At 70.1% G+C, this 15,228-nt stretch carries 13 protein-coding genes; 6 read left to right on the top strand and 7 right to left on the bottom strand.

What is annotated here, in order from left to right:
• Positions 1–128 precede the first annotated feature (128 nt).
• The 3 genes from NRF20_RS14805 to NRF20_RS14815 all read left to right on the top strand — a co-directional run bounded on the left by NRF20_RS14805 (position 129) and on the right by NRF20_RS14815 (position 3,279).
• A complete protein-coding gene (locus tag NRF20_RS14805) occupies positions 129–1,820 on the top strand; it encodes an ATP-binding protein (protein WP_398634842.1) in 1,692 nt (563 codons plus the stop codon).
• Positions 1,817–2,491 carry a response regulator gene (locus NRF20_RS14810; RefSeq protein ID WP_266357842.1) on the top strand — a complete coding sequence of 225 codons (675 nt, stop codon included), beginning with the start codon at positions 1,817–1,819 and terminating at the stop codon, positions 2,489–2,491. The genes NRF20_RS14805 and NRF20_RS14810 overlap by 4 nt, the downstream gene beginning before the upstream one ends.
• A gap of 149 nt (positions 2,492–2,640) precedes the next feature.
• Positions 2,641–3,279 (top strand): XRE family transcriptional regulator, encoded by a 639-nt coding sequence (locus tag NRF20_RS14815; protein ID WP_266365231.1) that lies wholly within the window; start codon positions 2,641–2,643, stop codon positions 3,277–3,279.
• Between the two features lie 30 nt (positions 3,280–3,309).
• On the opposite strand, the gene NRF20_RS14820 is transcribed toward NRF20_RS14815, so the two are convergent.
• The gene (locus NRF20_RS14820; protein ID WP_413752714.1) at positions 3,310–4,317 is read right to left on the bottom strand and encodes a hypothetical protein; all 1,008 of its coding nucleotides are present in this window, start codon (positions 4,315–4,317) and stop codon (positions 3,310–3,312) included.
• Between the two features lie 241 nt (positions 4,318–4,558).
• Complete coding sequence (locus NRF20_RS14825) at positions 4,559–5,584, bottom strand: ATP-dependent 6-phosphofructokinase (RefSeq protein WP_093897439.1); 1,026 nt, start codon at positions 5,582–5,584, stop codon at positions 4,559–4,561.
• Positions 5,585–5,890: 306 nt separating this feature from the next.
• Here NRF20_RS14825 and pta point away from each other — a divergent pair, with 306 nt between their 5' ends.
• The 3 genes from pta to pyk all read left to right on the top strand — a co-directional run bounded on the left by pta (position 5,891) and on the right by pyk (position 10,721).
• Positions 5,891–7,972, top strand: coding sequence for a phosphate acetyltransferase (gene pta / locus NRF20_RS14830; protein ID WP_413752715.1), 2,082 nt, complete (start codon positions 5,891–5,893; stop codon positions 7,970–7,972).
• Positions 7,969–9,216 (top strand): acetate kinase, encoded by a 1,248-nt coding sequence (locus NRF20_RS14835; protein ID WP_413752716.1) that lies wholly within the window; start codon positions 7,969–7,971, stop codon positions 9,214–9,216. Before pta ends, NRF20_RS14835 begins: the two co-directional genes overlap by 4 nt.
• 74 nt (positions 9,217–9,290) lie before the next feature.
• The gene (gene pyk / locus NRF20_RS14840; RefSeq protein WP_398634838.1) at positions 9,291–10,721 is read left to right on the top strand and encodes a pyruvate kinase; all 1,431 of its coding nucleotides are present in this window, start codon (positions 9,291–9,293) and stop codon (positions 10,719–10,721) included.
• Between the two features lie 73 nt (positions 10,722–10,794).
• Here pyk and NRF20_RS14845 read toward each other — a convergent pair whose 3' ends face one another.
• From NRF20_RS14845 to NRF20_RS14865, 5 genes are all read right to left on the bottom strand, one after another.
• Positions 10,795–10,935 (bottom strand): hypothetical protein, encoded by a 141-nt coding sequence (locus tag NRF20_RS14845; RefSeq protein WP_398634837.1) that lies wholly within the window; start codon positions 10,933–10,935, stop codon positions 10,795–10,797.
• Between the two features lie 75 nt (positions 10,936–11,010).
• On the bottom strand, positions 11,011–12,252 hold the full coding sequence (locus tag NRF20_RS14850) for a hypothetical protein (protein WP_413752717.1): 1,242 nt from the start codon (positions 12,250–12,252) through the stop codon (positions 11,011–11,013).
• Positions 12,242–12,811: a DUF6114 domain-containing protein gene (locus tag NRF20_RS14855; RefSeq protein ID WP_413752718.1), complete on the bottom strand. Its 570-nt coding sequence runs from the start codon at positions 12,809–12,811 to the stop codon at positions 12,242–12,244. Before NRF20_RS14855 ends, NRF20_RS14850 begins: the two co-directional genes overlap by 11 nt.
• A gap of 96 nt (positions 12,812–12,907) precedes the next feature.
• Positions 12,908–13,549 (bottom strand): DUF6230 family protein, encoded by a 642-nt coding sequence (locus tag NRF20_RS14860; protein WP_413752719.1) that lies wholly within the window; start codon positions 13,547–13,549, stop codon positions 12,908–12,910.
• Positions 13,550–14,149: 600 nt separating this feature from the next.
• Positions 14,150–15,130: a tetratricopeptide repeat protein gene (locus NRF20_RS14865; protein WP_413752720.1), complete on the bottom strand. Its 981-nt coding sequence runs from the start codon at positions 15,128–15,130 to the stop codon at positions 14,150–14,152.
• Positions 15,131–15,228 lie beyond the last annotated feature (98 nt).

Genomic DNA, 15,228 nt, shown 5'->3' on the forward strand with positions numbered 1-15,228 from the left:
CTTCTCCTCGGCTCGTCCTGGTCGCTCCCCCGTCCCTGGGGGGCTTGGTGACTATCCCGCCCCCCTGTGACGGTGGTCACCGTTACGTGCATTTCGTTCATATGTTTTCGGCCAGGCAGACTGTGGTCATGCGCCTCCCCCGCCCCCGTACCCGTCCTCGCAGCCTGGCCGGCCAGCTCTTCGCCATGCAGGTCGTGCTGGTGGCGGCCGTGGTGGCGGGGTGTGCGTTCTTCGCCTACGTCTCCGGCAGCGCACAGGCGAAGGAGACCGCGACCCGGCAGGTCAGGACGGCAGCGCTGGCGATCGCCGACTCGCCGTCCGTACGGGAGGCGATCCGTACCCCGGACCCGTCCGCCGTGCTGCAGCCGTACGCGGAGAAGGTTCGCAGGGACACCGGGATCGCCTTCGTCACGATCATGAGCCCGGACCGGATCCGCTGGACGCACCCCGACGCTGACCAGATCGGGGAGCCCTTTCTCGGCCACACCGCGCGGGCGCTGCGCGGCGAGACGTTCGCGGAGACGTACACCGGCACGCTCGGCCCGTCGATCCGGGTCGTCACCCCGATCCGGGACGGCGGCAGGATCACAGGCCTGGTCAGCGCCGGCATCACGGTCGAGCGGGTCTCCTCGCAGGTGCGGGCCCAGCTCGGGGCGCTGGGGCTGGCGGCGGGCGGGGCGCTGGCGCTCGGCGGCATCGGCACGTATGTGATCAACGCCCGGCTCCGGCGGCACACGCACGGCATGAACGCCACCGAGCTGAGCCGGATGCACGACTACCACCAAGCCACGCTGCACGCGGTGCGCGAGGGTCTGCTGATGCTCGACGGGCAGCGCAGGATCGCGCTGATCAACGATGCGGGCCGGGAGCTCCTCGGGCTGGAGCCGGGCGCGGTCGGGCGCAGGGTCGCCGACCTCGATCTGCCGGCACCGCTGACCGGTGCGCTGCTCGCCTCCGAGGAGCGGGTCGACGAGCTGCATCTGACGGCGGACCGGGTGATCGTGGTCAACACCCGCCCCGTGGTGGGTGGCGAGCAGCGCGGTACGGTCGTGACGCTGCGCGATCACACGGAACTCCAGGCGCTGTCCGGTGAGTTGGACTCGGAGCGGGGGTTCACCCAGGCGTTGCGTTCGCAGGCGCACGAGGCGGCGAACCGGCTGCACACGGTCGTCTCGCTGATCGAGCTCGGCCGGGCCGAGGAGGCGGTGGGTTTCGCGACCGCCGAACTGGAACTGGCCCAGACCCTCACCGACCGGGTGGTGGGCGCCGTCGCCGAACCGGTGCTGGCGGCACTGCTGCTCGGCAAGGCGGCGCAGGCGAACGAGCGGGGGGTGGAGCTGGTGCTCGCGGACGACAGCCTGATCGACGACGGCGCCCTGCCCGCGACCCTGCTGCCACGGGACCTGGTGACGATCCTCGGCAATCTGATCGACAACGCGGTGGACGCGGCGTCGGAGGCGGTGACCGGTACACCGGGCCCCGGAGCCGTGCCCGGCCGGCGGCAAACAGTGCCGGGCCGGTCCGCCCGCGCCCGGGTCACCGTCACCGCGCTCGCCGGGGAGGGCGAGCTGCTGCTGCGGGTCGCCGACACCGGGGCCGGGATCGATCCGGACGACGCCGCCGAGGTGTTCGACCGGGGCTGGTCGACGCACGGCGCGGGCCGGGGGATCGGGCTGGCCCTCGTACAGCAGGCGGTGCATCGCAACGCCGGCACGGTGGCGCTGGACCGCGGCCCGGACGGCGGTGCGGAGTTCACGGTGCGGCTGCCGCTGGCCATCGGCAGCCGCACGACGCACACCACGAAGGAGGCCACCGCATGATCCAGGTGCTGGTCGTCGAGGACGATCCCGTCGCCGCGGACGCCCATCAGCTGTACGTGGGCCGCGTCCCCGGATTCACGGTGGCCGCGGTCGCGCACTCGCGTGCGGAGGCGGTGCGGGCGCTGGACCGTACGCCGGTCGATCTGCTGCTCCTGGATCTGTATCTGCCCGACGGGCACGGTCTGCAGCTGCTGCGCTCGCTGCGCGCGGCCGGGCACTCGGCGGATGTCATCGCGGTGACGTCGGCGCGTGATCTGACGGTGGTCCGGGAAGGGGTGTCGCTCGGTGTCGTCCAGTACGTGCTGAAGCCGTTCACCTTCGCCACGCTGCGCGACCGGCTCGTCCGCTACGCCGAGTTCCGCGCGGCAGCCGGTGAGGCGAGCGGTCAGGACGAGGTGGACCGGGCGCTCGGCGCGCTGCGCGCGCCACAGCCGACCCGGCTGCCGAAGGGGCTGAGCGGCCCGACGCTGGAGGCCGTCACCCGCGTCCTGCGGGCCGCCCCGGACGGAGTGACGGCGGGCGCGGCCGGGGTGGAGCTGGGCATCTCGCGGATCACCGCGCGCCGCTATCTGGAACATCTGGTGACGGTGGGGCGCGCGGTCCGCAGCCCGCAGTACGGTCAGATCGGACGCCCGGAGCTGCACTACCGGTGGGTGGCCCAGGGCCGCTGACCCCGTACGGCACTAGGACGTTCCTACGAGCCGTGATATCGGCGGAACACACCGTAGTCAGAGGGCGTGCCGGCTCCTACGGTGGGGCCGTGCACCCCTCCCCGCCCTTCAACGCCCCCGCCGCGCGTCGACTCCGCGAGGCCCTGGGGATGCTTCCAGGCCATGTCGCCTATGGTCTCGGAGCCCAGTACGGGCTCCGTATCAGCGCCGAGACGGTGGCCGCCTGGGAGCGCGGGCTCGCTGTCCCGAGCGAGTACGAACTCACGGCGTTGGCCGGGGTGTTGTGGTGCTCGCCGGGCGAGCTGCTGACCGCCGCGCGCACTCTGCGGGAGCACCGGGTGGCCCGGGAGCTGGCCGTCGACGAGCTGGCGCGTCTGCTGGGGCTGACCGCCTCCGCGTATCTGCGGATGGAGGAGGCGGGGCGTTGGCGCGGCAACGAGCGCCAGTCCGCGGTGCTCAGCGAGGTACTGGGGCTGACGGCCGCCGGGGTCGTGACGGTGTCGGGCCGGGACGAGGAGCTGGCGGAGCTGTTGCGCGGTGCGGTGACGACGCGCTGGCAGGCCCATGTCCGGCCGGTGGCGAAGCTGGTGCCGCTGGAGCGCGGGTTCCTGCAGGACGTACTGGAACAGCTGCACGCCGACTACCAGGCACTGATGGTGTCGACGCTGAGCTGGAGCAGCACGGGTACGGAGCGGGCGGGGTCGACGGGCGATGCGGGGCGGGAGTTCCTGGCGAAGATCGTGGAACGGTTCTGGCGGACGGCGGGGGTGCAGGGGACGAGCGTCTGAGCCACCGGGGCTCCGGTGGCCGTGCTGTTCTCAGCCGCCGGCCGCGTCCGAGGCCACCGGGTCGAAGGAGAACAGGCTTCCCCGGTCCACCCCGAGGTCCACCCCGTCGCAGCCCATCTGCACCATCTCGGCGTCGGGCTTGCTGCTGCCCGCCTTGGCGCCGACGCACAGGTGGGTGTGGGCGGGACGGATCCGGTAGCCCTTGACGGGATGGCCCTGCGGCTCGATCCAGAACGCCTCCGCGTCGCCGCGCTTGCCGCACTCCTGGTCCTGCATCAAGGCTCCGGCCTCCCGCATCCCGTCCCAGATACCTGTGCAGCCGGGGCCGAAGTCCGGGTGGTCGGTCACAATCCGCCAGACGTCGTCGCCCAGCGGCTTGAGGGAGAAGGCCGGGATCGTCTCCTCGTCACACGGCACCTGGTGGATCCGGCCGCTGTCGGTTCCCCGCTTCTCGGAGAGGCAGAGCCCGGAGTGGACGGACCGGATCTGCACCGTCCGCCCCGCCACGGGTCCGGCGACAGGGGTGGGTCCTGGCTGTTCGTCGCGTACGAGGAGGGCGACGGTCACCGCGGCGGCGGCCGGCACCAGGAGGGAGACGGCGGCCACCAGGAAGGTCCGGGGCCGACGCCGGGCAGGGGGCGGGCCGGCGGGCGGCTCGGGCGACTCCTCGGCCGACGCCCCCGGGACCTCCTCGGCCTCCTCCTCCGTGCCGCCCTCGTCCTCGGCCGCCTGAGCTGTCGCGGCCCGCTGCCCGTGCACGGCGAGTTCCTTGCGTACGCCGAGCCAGTCCTCGATCTCCGTGGGCCCGCAGCCGCAGGCCCGTACGAAAGCGGCGAGGAGCTCTTCGCGCGGGACCGACGTACGCCCGAGCATGTTGGCGATCGTGGAGCGCGGCAGGACGTCCCCGACCGCGTCAGCCCGCAGCGTCAGCTCGCGGAACGTCAGACCGGACGCGTCCTTGAGCACCTGTAACAGGGCGATGAACTCGGCCGCACTCCGCGCCTCCCGAGGATCCGGAGCCCTTCCCTCGACCACCATGTGCTGTGTCCCTCCCCTGGGATCCGCGCCCGGACAGAGTTGGGACATGTCCGGGACAGGGATAAGCCTTGTTGATCCGGGCCGCCGACTCAAGAGTGGATTTTGGCACCACGGCCCGTCCGGCCCTGACCTTCCGGAACGGCCCCGAGGGCTGGGGGAACGGCAAGCGGCCCTGACCGTCCACGGGGGGACGGTCAGGGCCGCCGGCCACTGCTTGTGACGCTGCCGCGCGCGTCCGCGGTCAGAAGACCGACTCCGCCTCGTCCATCCGGTCCGCCGGCACCGTCTTGAGCTGGGTGATGGCGTCCGCGAGCGGAACCATCTTGATGTCGTTGCCACGCAGAGCCGTCATCCGGCCGAAGTCGCCCCGGTGCGCGGCCTCCACCGCGTGCCAGCCGAAGCGGGTGGCGAGCACCCGGTCGTACGCGGTCGGCGTGCCGCCGCGCTGCACGTGGCCGAGAATGACCGGCCGGGCCTCCTTGCCGAGCCGGGTCTCCAGCTCGATGGCCAGCCGGTTGCCGATGCCCTGGAAACGCTCGTGGCCGTACTGGTCGATCTCGCCCTTGGCGTACGGCATGGAGCCCTCGGCCGGGTGCGCGCCCTCGGCGACGCAGATGACCGCGAATTTCTTGCCCCGTGCGAAGCGTTCCTCGACCATCTTGACCAGGTCCTCGACCTGGAAGCGGCGCTCGGGAAGGCAGATGCCGTGCGCGCCGCCCGCCATTCCGGACTCCAGCGCGATCCAGCCGGCGTGGCGGCCCATCACCTCGACGACCATGACCCGCTGGTGCGATTCGGCGGTGGTCTTGAGGCGGTCTATGGCCTCGGTGGCGACGCCCACCGCCGTGTCGAAGCCGAAGGTGCGGTCGGTGGCGGAGATGTCGTTGTCGATGGTCTTGGGGACGCCGACGACGGGCATTCCGGCGTCCGACAGCATCCGCGCGGCGGTGAGGGTGCCTTCGCCGCCGATCGGGATGAGGGCGTCCATGCCGTAGCGGCGGCTCAGTTCGGCGCAGTTCTCGGCGGCCTCGCGCAGCCGGTCGCGCTCCAGCCGGGCCGAGCCGAGAATGGTGCCGCCATGGGCGAGGATGCCGCTGACCGCGTTGAGATCGAGGGGGCGGAAGTGGCCGTCGAGGAGTCCCTTGAACCCGTCCTCGAAGCCGATGACTTCATCACCGTGCCCCACCACGGCACGGTGGACGACCGACCGGATCACTGCGTTCAGGCCTGGGCAATCGCCGCCTGCGGTGAGAACTCCGATGCGCATCGTGCTGTATCTCCTGCTCGCTAGTGCCGTGCATTTCGGGGGCGACTACAGAATCCCCCGTACCGTGAGCCACAACGATTGTCCCACGTCAGGTCTGGACCTCGCGTTCTCGGCCGCTCCGGGGATTCCCGCACGGGTGTTCCGCCGGATGCGGCAGTGAATCGGGCGGCGGTCCGGCCGGACGGGCGGGGGTCCTACGGCCCTTCGCGGAGGGTCTTTCGCCCGGCGGGCGGCGCCTTGGCCCCCGCAGGTATCGTCAACATGGCAATACCATCCCAAACCGCAAAAATGGACGGGAGAGCACGCGTGACGCGCAGCGTGTACGTGACCGGGATCGACCGGGGAGACGGCCGCCAGGTCGTCGATCTGGGAGTCATGGAGCTCCTGACGCGTCAGGTGGACCGGGTCGGGGTGTTCCGGCCGCTCGTCCACGACGGACCCGACCGGCTTTTCGAGCTGCTGCGGGCCCGATACCGGCTTTCCCAGGATCCCGCGTCGGTCTACGGGCTGGACTATCACGAGGCGTCCGCGCTCCAGGCGGAGCAGGGTACGGACGAACTTGTCTCCCGGCTCGTCGAACGCTTCCATCAGGTGGCCCGGAAGTACGAGGTGGTGCTGGTCCTCGGCACCGACTTCGCCGCCACTCAGCTCCCCGACGAGCTGGCGCTCAACGCCCGCCTCGCCAATGAGTTCGGCGCCTCGGTCATCGCGGTGGTCGGCGGGAAGGGCCAGCCGGCGGAGTCCGTGCGGGCCGAGACCCACAATGCCTACCGGGCGTACGCCGGCCTGGGCTGCGATGTCCTCGCGATGATCGTGAACCGGGTGGCGGCCGAGGACCGCGATGTCATCGCGGAACGGCTGGCGGCCCGGCTGCCCGTCCCCTGTTCCGTCCTGCCGGACGATGCGGCGCTCTCCGCGCCGACCGTCGCCCAGATCACCGCGGCGCTCGGCGGCACGGTGCTGCTCGGCGACGACTCCGGGCTGGCCAGGGACGCGCTGGACTTCGTCTTCGGCGGTGCGATGCTGCCGAACATGCTGAAGGCGCTGACACCGGGCTGTCTGGTGGTCACGCCCGGGGACCGGGCGGATCTGGTGGTCGGCTCGCTGGCCGCGCACAGCGCCGGGACCCCGCCCATCGCGGGTGTGCTGCTGACCCTGAACGAACGCCCCGGCGAGGAGATACTCAGGCTGGCCGCGAGACTCGCACCGGGTACCCCGGTCGTCTCCGTGGCCGGCGGCTCCTTCCCCACCGCTGGTGAACTCTTCGCACTGGAGGGCAAGTTGAACGCGGCGACGCCCCGCAAGGCGGAGACCGCGCTGGGCCTCTTCGAGCGCCATGTGGACACCGGCGCCCTGCTGGACCGGATCTCGGTGGCCCGCAGCGGCCGCGTCACCCCGATGATGTTCGAGCACGAGCTGCTGGAGCAGGCCCGCGCCGACCGGCGGAGGGTCGTCCTGCCGGAGGGCACCGAGGAACGGGTGCTGCGCGCCGCGGACGTACTGCTGCGCCGCGATGTCTGCGACCTCACGCTCCTCGGCGACGTGGACGTCATCCGTAAGAAGGCCGCCGACCTCGGCATCGATCTCGCCGGTACGCAGCTCATCGACCCGCAGAGCTCACAGCTGCGCCAGGCGTTCGCCGAGCGGTACGCACAGGTGCGCGCGCACCGCGGGGTCACGGTGGAGCTGGCGTACGACGTCGTCGCGGACGTCAACTACTTCGGCACCCTGATGGTTCAGGAGGGGCTCGCGGACGGCATGGTCTCCGGGGCCGTGCACTCCACCGCGGCGACGATCCGCCCCGCGTTCGAGATCATCAAGACGAAGCCGGACGCCTCGATCGTCTCCTCCGTCTTCTTCATGTGCCTCGCCGACAAGGTCCTGGTGTACGGCGACTGCGCGGTCAACCCGGACCCGGACGCCGAGCAGCTCGCGGACATCGCGGTGCAGTCGGCCGCGACCGCCGCCCGCTTCGGCGTGGAGCCGCGGATCGCGATGCTGTCGTACTCGACGGGCACCTCGGGTTCGGGCGCCGATGTCGACAAGGTGCGCGAGGCGACGGACCGGGTGCGCGAGAGCCGGCCGGGCTTGAGGATCGAGGGTCCGATCCAGTACGACGCCGCGGTGGAGCCGAGCGTCGCCGCGACAAAGCTGCCCGGCTCCGAGGTGGCGGGTCAGGCGACGGTGCTGATCTTCCCGGACCTGAACACCGGCAACAACACCTACAAGGCCGTGCAGCGCTCGGCGGGCGCCGTGGCTGTCGGGCCGGTGCTCCAGGGGCTGCGGAAGCCCGTCAACGATCTGTCCCGGGGCGCGCTCGTCCAGGACATCGTCAATACCGTGGCCATCACGGCGATCCAGGCACAGGGCGAGGAGCGAACCGCATGACCACCCCGACCGCAGAAGGCTCCTCCACCGTGGCCGCGAATCGCGTACTCGTTCTCAACTCCGGCTCCTCGTCGGTGAAGTACCAGCTCCTGGACATGAGCGACCGCTCCCGGCTGGCGGTCGGACTGGTCGAGCGGATCGGCGAGGAGACCTCCCGGCTGGTGCACACCCCGCTGGTCGGCGGCGCCGAACCGCGCGAGCGCATCGGCCCGGTCGCCGATCACGAGGCCGCGCTGAAGGCGGCGGCCGAGGAACTGGCGGCCGACGGACTCGGTCTGGACTCCCCCGCGCTGGCGGCGATCGGCCACCGGGTGGTGCACGGAGGGCTGCGGTTCACCGAGCCCGTGGTGATCGACGACGAGGTGCTGAAGGAGATCGAGCGCCTGGTCCCGGTGGCCCCGCTGCACAATCCGGCGAACATCGTCGGCATCCGTACCGCCCAGGCCCTGCGCCCGGACCTTCCGCAGGTGGCGGTCTTCGACACGGCGTTCCACACGACGATGCCGGAGTACGCGGCGCGGTACGCGATCGATGTGGAGACCGCCGACGCGCACCGCATCCGGCGCTACGGCTTCCACGGCACCTCGCACGCGTACGTCTCCCGCAAGGCCGCCGAGCTGCTGGGACGCACCCCGCAGGAGGTCAATGTCATCGTGCTGCACCTGGGCAACGGCGCCTCGGCGTCGGCGGTGGCGGGCGGCCGGTGCGTGGAGACCTCGATGGGGCTGACCCCGTTGGAAGGGCTGGTGATGGGCACGCGTTCCGGCGACGTCGATCCGGCCGTCACCTTCCACCTGAAGCGGGTGGCCGGGATGTCGACGGACGAGATCGACGTACTGCTCAACAAGAAGAGCGGTCTGGTCGGGCTCTGCGGCGACAACGACATGCGGGAGATCCGGCGCCGGATCGACGAGGGCGACGAGCGTGCGGCGCTGGCGTTCGACATCTATGTGCACCGGCTGAAGAAGTACATCGGCGCCTATTCGGCGGTCCTCGGGCGGGTGGATGCCGTGGTGTTCACGGCGGGGGTCGGGGAGAACTCGGCGCCCGTACGGGAGGCTGCGATCACCGGTCTCGAGGAGTTCGGCCTGGCGGTGGACGCGGATCTGAACGCCGTACGGTCCGGCGCACCGCGGCTGATCTCGCCGGACTACGCACGGGTCGCGGTCGCCGTGGTGCCGACGGACGAGGAACTGGAGATCGCCGTCCAGACCTTCGCACTCGTCGGACAGGCCCACAACTGAGCACCCCCGCGCCCCTTTGTACCTTCCACCAGACGGAATATTCCGTAGCGAAACAAACCGATAGGATCCGCCTCATGCGCCGTTCCAAAATCGTCTGCACACTCGGTCCCGCCGTCGACTCCCATGAGCAGCTCGTCGCTCTGATCGAGGCCGGCATGAGCGTGGCCCGCTTCAACTTCAGTCACGGCAGCCACGAGGAGCACCAGGGTCGTTACGACCGGGTCCGCAAGGCCGCCGCCGAGACCGGCCGCGCGGTCGGTGTGCTCGCCGACCTCCAGGGCCCGAAGATCCGCCTGGCGAAGTTCGCCGAGGGCCCCGTCGAGCTGGTCCGCGGGGACGAGTTCACCATCACCGCGGAGGACGTCCCCGGTGACAAGTCGATCTGCGGCACGACCTACAAGGGCCTGCCCGGCGACGTCGCCAAGGGCGACCCGATCCTGATCAACGACGGCAACGTCGAGCTGAAGGTCGTCGCGGTCGAGGGCCCCCGGGTCAAGACCATCGTCATCGAGGGCGGTGTCATCTCCGACCACAAGGGCATCAACCTGCCCGGCGCGGCGGTCAACGTCCCGGCCCTGTCCGAGAAGGACGTCGAGGACCTGCGGTTCGCCCTGCGGATGGGCTGCGACCTGGTGGCGCTCTCCTTCGTACGGGACGCCAATGACGTCAAGGACGTCCACAAGGTGATGGACGAGGAGGGCCGCCGGGTCCCCGTCATCGCCAAGGTCGAGAAGCCGCAGGCCGTCGAGCACATGGAGGGCGTCGTCATGGCGTTCGACGGTGTGATGGTCGCCCGTGGCGACCTGGCCGTCGAGTACCCCCTGGAGAAGGTCCCGATGGTGCAGAAGCGCCTGGTGGAGCTCTGCCGGCGGAACGCCAAGCCGGTGATCGTGGCGACCCAGATGATGGAGTCGATGATCACCAACTCGCGGCCGACCCGCGCCGAGGCGTCCGACGTCGCCAACGCGATCCTGGACGGTGCGGACGCGGTCATGCTGTCGGCCGAGTCCAGCGTGGGCGCGTACCCGATCGAGACGGTCAAGACGATGTCGAAGATCGTCGTCGCCGCCGAGGAGGAGCTGCTCTCCAAGGGCCTGCAGCCGCTGGTGCCGGGCAAGAAGCCCCGCACCCAGGGCGGTTCGGTGGCCCGTGCCGCCTGCGAGATCGCGGACTTCCTGAACGGCAAGGCACTGGTCGCCTTCACCAAGTCCGGTGACACGGCCCGCCGCCTCTCCCGCTACCGTGCGGCGCAGCCCATCCTGGCCTTCACCACGGACGAGTCCACCCGGAACCAGCTCGCACTGAGCTGGGGCGTCGAGGCCCATGTCGTACCGCACGTGGACAACACGGACGCGATGGTGGACCTGGTCGACGCGGAGCTCCTGAAGCTGGACCGCTACAACGAGGGCGACACGATGGTCATCACGGCCGGCTCGCCTCCCGGCATCCCGGGCACGACGAACATGGTGCGGGTGCACCACGTGGGGGGCGGGGCGCGCGACTGACGTGTTCGTGGCCTTCACCCGGACATGAACAGTGCTCCGTCCTCTCACACGGAAGACGGAGCACTGTCATGTGTCAGGGCAGCCGTTCGGCCAACTCCCGCCACGCCTCGGCCTCTCCGCCGGCTGCCCGGAACGGATCGTCGGGAACGAAGAAGTGGCCACTGCGGCTATCTTCCACGAGTGCGAAGAACGCGCCACGGAGAAGTGAGCACATGACTGTGGCCCGCACCCCTGAACAACGGGGTGCGGGCCACAGTCGTTGTGCGGCTCCCGAACGGGTCGGTGTCGGCTAGCTGTTGCCGCCGGTGAAGTAGTTGTGCAGCCCGGGCACCGTGAGCGAGCCGCCGAACTGGCCGGCCTGGGTCACCTTGACCTTGGTGAAGAAGGCGAAGGGGACGTTCAGCGGCGGCGGTGTCTGCGGGCTGAACGTGACCGGGATGAGGCCGAAGAGATTGCCCTTCAGCTCCTCCGTGTACATCGTCACGGTGCCGTTGCGGATGGTGGACGTGGAGCCCTTGCGCGCCTGGACGTGGGCCGTGGTCCCGTTCGGACCGACCGTCAGCTGGTGAAGGTCCTTGATGTCGACGGAGCTCGCGGTGAACTTCAGCACCTTCTTGATGGTGCCGTCCTGCGTCTTCACCTCGACGATGCCCTTGTAGTCGAGCCCGTTGAGGGTGAGCAGCGAACTGTCCAGGATCCACGGGTCGGTGGGGAGCAGCGGGATGCCCGTTTCGAGGTCGGCGGCGGCCAGTGCCTCGGGGTCGGCGGTCGGACACGGGAAGCGCTCCTTGGCGCCGTCCGGGATGTCCTCGTCCTTCTTGACGTCCAGCCCCTTGGCGCTGTCGTCGAGCTCCTCGACCGACTTGCCGGCCTTGTCGGCGGCTTCGCGGATGGCAGCGGCGGTCTTGTCGGCCGTCTCCTTCGCGGCGTCCGTAGCCTTTTCCGCAGGCTCGGTCGTGGAGCTCTGCGACGGCTTGGGGGACGCGGTGGTGGCGCTCGGGGACGGGCTCGCCGTCTCCTTGTCCGGTCCGTCGAAGAGGTCCTTGAGTGCGTCACCGACGCCCAGCGGGTCGAGCGGGTTCGTCGACTTCGTGGGTGTGGGCGAGGCGCTCGGCGAGGCCGCGGGTGCGTCGGCGGCCTTCGTCTCCGGCTTCGCCGCGTCGCTCGCCGACGGGGTCGCCGAGGGCTCCGGTGTGGCCGTGTCGCCCGTGTCACCGGAATCGGTGGCGGACGGGGACGGGGACTTGGTCTCCGATGCGGACGGGGACGGCGACTCGCTCGGCTCGTCGGAGCGGGTCACGCAGGGGCCGGGCGCGAAGGGAATGTCCGAGCTGTCGTCGGCCAGCGCGAGCTTGGGCGTGAGCCCCATGCCCACGAAGACGGCCGTCGGCATCGCGGCGAGCGCGAAGGCCTTGCCCGCGGGTATGTGCAGCTTCGTCAGCAACGACTTCCTGGGGGCCGCGTGGCGCGGTCCGCTTCTCGTCCGGAGGTCCTCCCCGGTCGAGTTCAGCTGCGTCTCGTCACCCCGCACGATGCCTCCCGCCGTCGGCCTCGACTGTCGTGTCGTACTGCTCCGGCTGCTGCTGGGGCACCGCTGCCGTGCTGTGGAACTCGGGTTCGGGCTCCTGCGTCCCGGGACCGGCGTCCTTGGACGTCCAGCCTTCCGCACCGGCATCCGCGGGGTCGGGCTTCGGCTCGCCCGGGGCCCAGGATATGGAGAGCGCCCCACCGAGCAGGGAGAACAGGAAGCCGATCAGGAATCCGCCGATGTTGGCGACCGGTATGGAGATGAGCGCCAGCAGGATCGCGGCGACTCCCGCGAACACTCTCACGATGTGGTGAAACCACATCGTGAGGCCCAGCGTGATCAGCAGGACCCCGATGATCAGCGATCCCGCACCGGCGGTCGTGGACATCGCCAGCGTGATGTTGCCGAGGTGCATGTTGGCGTACGGGAAGTACGCGATGGGTAGACCACCCACCATGGTGAACAGGCCCGCCCAGAACGGCCGGTTACCCCGCCAGGTGCGGAATCCCCGCCGGAAGACGCGGAGGTAGTGCTCGTTCTGCCCTGTGGACTCGGGGCTCATGGAAAACAGCTCCCTGGAACCGGTACTGCTGTGAGAAGAGAAAAGGGTGGGCGGCCGGAGACCCCGAGGGAGCGCTCCGGCCACCCGGGCGAGCGCTTAGTAGCACTCCTTGACGCCGCTGTGCAGCCGCAGGCTCAGGTTGCTGAGCTTGAAGGTGCCCGCGGTGGTCGCCCACGCCTCCTGCTTCACGTCCTTCAGCACGGCCGTCTCGGCGCGCTGCGCGAAGCCGTTCGGGTTGACGGCCTTCTCGGTACCGGACTGGATGCCGGGCTTGCCGACGGAACCGGCCGCCACACCGATGTCGATGTTCTCGAAGTACGCGTCGGCGTCGAGCTCGGCGATATCCAGGTACAGGTTGGTCGCCTTGACCGGCTTCTTCGGGTTCGTACCCGCGTTCAGCTGCAGCGTGACATTGCCGAGACCAAACGGAAGGTTCGGAGTGACCACCGACTGGCACATGTTGGTGATCGTGGCGTCACTGAAGCCGGACACGGCCACGGCGTGCGCCGCGTCATTGCCCTTGAGGTCCTTGCCGGTGGCGATGCTGCCGTACTGGACGAAGTTGTGGCCGACGAGCTTGTCCGCGTGCACCTTGAAGCTCTGGCCGGACACGCTGAACGACGCCGCGAGGGCGCCCTGCGCGAGACCGACACCCACTGCGGCGGTCGCCACGACGCTCGGCACCATGACCAGAGCGAAACGCTTCCATCTGGTGCCGCCACGAACCTGGGAACTCATAAATTTTCCTCCTTCTCGGACGTACATCTCCGGTACGGGCGAGGGCCCGTCCTGGGATGGGAGAAGTGCTACGTCCTCGGAAAGGAGAGCGCCCGCGTACGGAGGCAGGAACCGCGTCCGAATCACCGGCGATCACCCCCGAGCGACAACCACTGGCCACGCATTCGCGCAACCTGTTCGGACAGGCCCTGCCGGACGGCAGGAACCCCCCTGTCCGGAGTCGGCGCCACTGCCGCCGACCCACTCGGTGGGGACCCAACAGGGCCGCCGCGCCGACTGGCAGCCGGGGCGGCGTTATTGGACCGAGCCTGGCCGATCGTGGTGCATTCCCGCCCGTGACACAAGGGGGTTCGTTACTCGCTAGTAACGGCCCGATAACCGACGCGCGACCCGCTGATACCACCCGGCCACACAGGGTGGCGTCGAGCGGAAGGACGAAAGGGAAAATCGGGGCCTTTATACGGACAGATCCCGGGGAGTGATTTACTGCGAGTAACAGGCCGTACTTTTATCAAGATTTGGTAAAGCGGGGCCGTCTCTTATCGCCTGATCGCGAAAACGGCCGTGGCACCCCGGGGGTGCCACGGCCGCGTTGTCACATCAGAACAAGACCCGCGCCAGCGCCGTACGCGCGGCGCCGACCCGCGGATCGTCGGGGCCGATCACCTCGAACAGCTCCAGCAGCCGCACCCGCGCCGCGTCCCGGTCGTCGCCGAAAGTACGGCGCACCGTCTCGACGAGTCGCCCGAAGGCGTCCTCGACATGACCACCGACCAGATCCAGATCGGCGGCCGCGAGCTGCGCCGTGACATCGGCCGGGTTCTCCGCCGCGTCCTTGCGGACCTGCTGCGGGTCCATGTCCTTGACCCGGGCGAGCAGTTCGGCCTGGGCGAGACCGAGCTTGGCCTCCATGTTGGCCGGGTCGTCGGACAGGACGTTCCTGTACGCCTCGATGGCACCGGTGAAGTCGCTGGCGTCCAGGGCCTGTACGGCCGCTTCGAGCAGGGCGTCGTACGGACCGGCGGGCTCCTCGACAGGAGCCTCGCCGGCCCCCTCGGCGACGGCCGCGTCCTGGTCGACCACGATTCCGGTGAGCCCGAACCGCTCCTCGCCGACCTGGATCAGCTGGTCGAGCGTCTGCCGGATCTGGGCCTCGGGGGCCGCGCCCTGGAAGAGCGGAAGGGCCTGCCCGGCGACGACGGCGAAGACCGCCGGGATGCCCTGGATGCCGAACTGCTGCATCAGCATCTGGTTGGCGTCGACATCGACCTTGGCCAGCACGAAGCGGCCGTTGTACTCATGGGCCAGGCGCTCCAGGAGCGGCCCCAGTTGCTTGCACGGCTCGCACCACTCGGCCCAGAAGTCGATGACGACCGGGACCTCGGCGGAGCGCTGGAGGACGTCGCTCTCGAAGCCCGCCTCATCGACATCGATCACCAGGGCGGACGGCGGCACGGCACCGCCACCACCCTGCCGGGCGGCCTCGGCACGGGCCTGCTCCGCCTTCACCTTGGCCTCGCCGGCCGCCTTCACCGCGGCGAGGTCGACGACGCCGCTCATGGACATGTTCCTAGGCTGCATACGTACATCCTCCCCCCTTGGCACGCCGATACGGAAAGCGAGACGGGAACCGGATCGGTCCGCGACCCCGGCCGGTGTGCGGGGCGGGCGGACAGACA

Source organism: Streptomyces sp. R-74717 (genome assembly GCF_047305335.1).
In the GTDB taxonomy this organism is placed as follows: Bacteria; Actinomycetota; Actinomycetes; order Streptomycetales; family Streptomycetaceae; genus Streptomyces; species Streptomyces atratus.

Coding starts and splice junctions, on each gene's coding strand:
- NRF20_RS14860 (WP_413752719.1), bottom strand. CDS start 13,549: ATGAGTTCCCAGGTTCGTGGCGGCACCAGATGGAAGCGTTTCGCTCTG.
- pyk (WP_398634838.1), top strand. CDS start 9,291: ATGCGCCGTTCCAAAATCGTCTGCACACTCGGTCCCGCCGTCGACTCC.
- NRF20_RS14835 (WP_413752716.1), top strand. CDS start 7,969: ATGACCACCCCGACCGCAGAAGGCTCCTCCACCGTGGCCGCGAATCGC.
- NRF20_RS14845 (WP_398634837.1), bottom strand. CDS start 10,935: ATGTGCTCACTTCTCCGTGGCGCGTTCTTCGCACTCGTGGAAGATAGC.
- NRF20_RS14810 (WP_266357842.1), top strand. CDS start 1,817: ATGATCCAGGTGCTGGTCGTCGAGGACGATCCCGTCGCCGCGGACGCC.
- NRF20_RS14805 (WP_398634842.1), top strand. CDS start 129: ATGCGCCTCCCCCGCCCCCGTACCCGTCCTCGCAGCCTGGCCGGCCAG.
- NRF20_RS14865 (WP_413752720.1), bottom strand. CDS start 15,130: ATGCAGCCTAGGAACATGTCCATGAGCGGCGTCGTCGACCTCGCCGCG.
- NRF20_RS14825 (WP_093897439.1), bottom strand. CDS start 5,584: ATGCGCATCGGAGTTCTCACCGCAGGCGGCGATTGCCCAGGCCTGAAC.
- NRF20_RS14855 (WP_413752718.1), bottom strand. CDS start 12,811: ATGAGCCCCGAGTCCACAGGGCAGAACGAGCACTACCTCCGCGTCTTC.
- NRF20_RS14820 (WP_413752714.1), bottom strand. CDS start 4,317: ATGGTGGTCGAGGGAAGGGCTCCGGATCCTCGGGAGGCGCGGAGTGCG.
- NRF20_RS14815 (WP_266365231.1), top strand. CDS start 2,641: ATGCTTCCAGGCCATGTCGCCTATGGTCTCGGAGCCCAGTACGGGCTC.